We start from the raw sequence: 3,646 nt of genomic DNA on the forward strand, positions 1-3,646 counted from the left end.
GGAGCATTAGCTATGTCTGGATAACATCTAGCAGCTTCAGTACAGCTAAAAACTTTAGAAGCCGCAATGAGATATTTAATGTAGTCAATGTCGGTACACTTAGGTGGATTTATGTCCATAACTCCGTACGTTTTTAGAGAAACACTAAGCCATAAGTATATTTATAAAGATATCAAGTTTTCGGCATTTTAACTGCGTAAGTCCTAAACATATGAAATCAGGATCGACGGAAAGGCAAGTGGTTCTAATGTCAAACTCAAGATAACAGCCACGCAAGAGATAGAGGTAGATTCTGATGGAAGTATCAGCTACCTATATAGTACTAAGTCTATACCGGCAGGCGATTTTGAAGTAAATGTTGGAGACACTGCAAAACAGGTAGAATTACAGTCTGAAGAAAACCTCTCTTCGGAACAGAACTTGACTGAAGAACAAAATAACGAAAACCTGACTTCGGAAACAAACTCTTCGGAACAGAACTTGACTGAAGAACAAAATAATGGAAGTTCTGAAGATACATCCCAGAAAGAGCTGAAAACATCTGGTGGAAATTCTCAAAGAGCGAGCTTGATATCCAGCTCGGAGAATTCTACTGGAGACAATATCACTAATATTTCTTCAGTGACAAACAAAATATCTTCGCTTATGAGAATTAAGTCCATTCTCGAAACTCCAAAATCATTCATAGCCGAAGATATCAAGCCATACATCCAGGCAAACTCATTATCAGAAGTCTTAAGAAATCCTCCAAAACTTCCCTCTTTCCTGTTAGGCTTTGCAGGAACCCTGCTGATAGGGCTTGTGATACTGATGAAAAAGAAAAAGTGATAAATTAAATAGAAGACTAGACTGGAAAATTTCCATTCAGCCTTAACAAAAACAGAAAATCTTGAAAAAAAGATTATGAGAAAGGATGTAGAAGCCTACAATCCTTTCTCTTTACAGCTGAATGCAAAAACCTGTATACTGAATACGTTTTTCTGCAAACAGTCAGAATACTAAAAAGAAAAATATATAAACTAGTTTTATTATTTGTCTTTATATCTGTCGAGAATTTTTATAATTAGTCTAGATGTAAAGAAAAATAGACCTATAATATAGCTATTCAATGAACAATAGCCTTTCTAATCAAGAAAAGATTAAGAGGAGAGGTTGGAGAAATTGCTTTCTGAAGAAATTAAGTTAATAAAGCCCGTTTTTACATTTATCAAAAATCCGAAGAATAAGGAAAGTTTGAGACTCCTGTTCTTGCTTCCTATTTTCCTATTCCTGATTATGTCTCCCGGAGCAGCTGCATCAAGCAACTGGGAACTTACCCCTCAAAATCCAGTTGTTGGGGATACAATAGAGATAAAAGGAACCGGTTTTGAGGGAGATACTGTGGAAGTGCAGGTGGCTTTCGAAAAAAAAGTAGAGGTTCAGGATGGGGAATACGCGTACCAACTTGAAGATGTAGTAATCCCCTCTGGTTCTGACAACAGTTTTGTCGTGAAGGCTATAGGGGCCGATGACTTGAATGTGAGAGCAAAGATGCTCCTATGGTTAACTAAAAGTGCAGAGGCAAAAGACGGTACTGCCACCGTTTTCCAGGCACATGTTCCTTCAGGAACATATAAGATAAGAATTGACGGAAAGGCAAGTGGTTCTAGTGTCAAACTCAGGATAACAGCCGTGCAAAAAATAGAGGTTGATTCTGATGGAAGTATCAGCTATCAATATAATACCAAGTCTATACCGGCAGGCAATTTTGAAGTAAAAGTTGATGGCATTACAAAGAAGATAGAATTACAGCCATCAGAAAGCCTCTCTTCAGAAACAAACTCCTCGGAACAGAACTCAAGTGAGGAAGACGTAGGGGGAATAACCGAGAAAATAAAAGAAGAAATAGATAATGGAAAAAACATTTCCAGTGAAGAAAAGAAATTTGCCGATGATTTCAAAGACCTGAAATCGCAGAAGATATGGATAGCAGGAATCTTAGCCGTATTAATATTATTTGTGGTTTATTTAGGGAGGAAAAAGTCATAATAATATACTGAGGGGTTTAAAATACATTTGTTTTTAGAATCCTTTGAAGACGATTTCGATAAACTATAAATACATATTAATAGTAGACATGTCTTGTAGATAAAATATATGAATATGAATTAATTTAATTAAAAAAGAAATTCGCGGATGAAAGCTTAATAATTAATGAAGTAGATAATATACAAAACTAAAGAATATATAGCAAAAGTCCGGGATAAAACAATAAATACTAATTTAGGGGTGTAACGATTGAAGAAAAAAATAGGAACAAATGGAATAGATATGAGGAAATGTAAATTAACCTTCGCGGCTCTAATCTGCATTTTCGCACTTATTTCAGTATCAGCCGCAGTTTCCGAAAAAGGACTCTGGATTGCATCTATCGAGAAAAACGGAGATAGCGTCGTCTTTGCAGACCATGATGATAGCCAGGACGAGGGAGGATGGATTCAACTCAGCGGAGGACAAGAAATCCAGCTTCCAGAACCACTTAGCTTTATCTACAATGGAACCAACTGTGTTGAAAAAGCAGGAACTGTGGTTAAACTAAACAAGGATAGTAACACGGAAGTGAACTATACATACCCATACTCCACACATCCATTTTATACTGATGGCCAGAAAGTAACAATGACCTATAATGGTCCTTCAGCTTTTAAGAATCAGAAAGTGAATGTTTACCTTGTCAATGGGTCTAGTGTGAGTTCCGTCAAAAAAGCCATTGTTCTTGCGGGTAACGAAAGCATAAACCTGGGACAAATTTTCGGAGAAGGTACGGATAATTCTTACATCAAATTATGCGCGACTCTGGACAAGAAAGGAGACCTGCTTAAACCAATTACCTTCTACTCCCTTAAGCCCGGGAGTTACGGCATCATTGTAACACTTGCGGATGACGAAGACAAAGAGAACACCAGCATGGAAAAGAAAGTTCTTTCAGCAACTGGCTTTGAAGTAGTTAACTATGAACTGAAAACAAAGGCAGACAACAATATGAAGGAAGGCGACAACCTTGATGTTACAATGAGCCTGAAAAAAGCACCTGCTGATGGAAAGTTTACATACGGTGCCCTGCTGATAAATGAAGAGGCTTATAAAGCTGAAATAAACGTCAGCAGCAATGGGACAATAGACGGGACCAATGTTTCCGTTAACGATATAGACCTCAGGGATCTGGGCATAAGCTCCACAAACAAAAGTGAACTTACAAACGCAGTCCAGACTCTTATTGGAGAAGGCAACGGTACGATAAGTATAAGCGATGAAAACCAGAACACCCTTTCCCTTACAACCTTTGACCTCCAGCCAGGGAACTACCTCCTCTTTACAGGTGCCTATGAACCTGGCAAAGGCCTTGTAGGCATAGACCAGGATAAACTGACAATAAGTACAAAAGGAACCTCACCGATATAATCGGGTCAGGACTCAGAAGCTGACAGATATCCCGGACTCTCCAAAAACAGATTTTGAGCCGGACTGATCAGTGTCGGAACAAAAGATTAAAACAAAAAGCTAAAACTCTAAAAAACGGTAAAAAGATAGAATAGAGTTAAGGCTTAAAAAGGTGGATTTCTTTATGAAACCACCTTTTTTTTGATTTTTCACTTTGATGTTTCAT

The 3,646-nt window shown here is 37.8% G+C and carries 3 protein-coding genes and 1 pseudogene; 3 read left to right on the forward strand and 1 reads right to left on the reverse strand.

Translation table 11 applies throughout. The features are described 5' to 3' along the window. A pseudogene (locus A9239_RS18845) lies at positions 1-119 on the reverse strand (IS701 family transposase); the annotation flags it as partial. A gap of 301 nt (positions 120-420) precedes the next feature. Here A9239_RS18845 and A9239_RS05465 point away from each other — a divergent pair. The 3 genes from A9239_RS05465 (at position 421) to A9239_RS05475 (ending at position 3,441) form a co-directional block, all read left to right on the forward strand. Beyond that, positions 421-828, forward strand: a complete 408-nt coding sequence (locus A9239_RS05465) for a hypothetical protein (RefSeq protein WP_048156049.1) — start codon at positions 421-423, stop codon at positions 826-828. 324 nt (positions 829-1,152) lie between these two features. Then, positions 1,153-2,028, forward strand: coding sequence for a hypothetical protein (locus A9239_RS05470; RefSeq protein WP_052712906.1), 876 nt, complete (start codon positions 1,153-1,155; stop codon positions 2,026-2,028). Between the two features lie 249 nt (positions 2,029-2,277). Continuing rightward, positions 2,278-3,441: a TIGR04279 domain-containing protein gene (locus A9239_RS05475; RefSeq protein WP_048121204.1), complete on the forward strand. Its 1,164-nt coding sequence runs from the start codon at positions 2,278-2,280 to the stop codon at positions 3,439-3,441. The last annotated feature ends 205 nt before the right edge of the window (positions 3,442-3,646 follow it).

Origin of the sequence: Methanosarcina sp. A14, assembly GCF_001729375.1 — an archaeon.
Classification (GTDB): domain Archaea; phylum Halobacteriota; class Methanosarcinia; order Methanosarcinales; family Methanosarcinaceae; genus Methanosarcina; species Methanosarcina barkeri.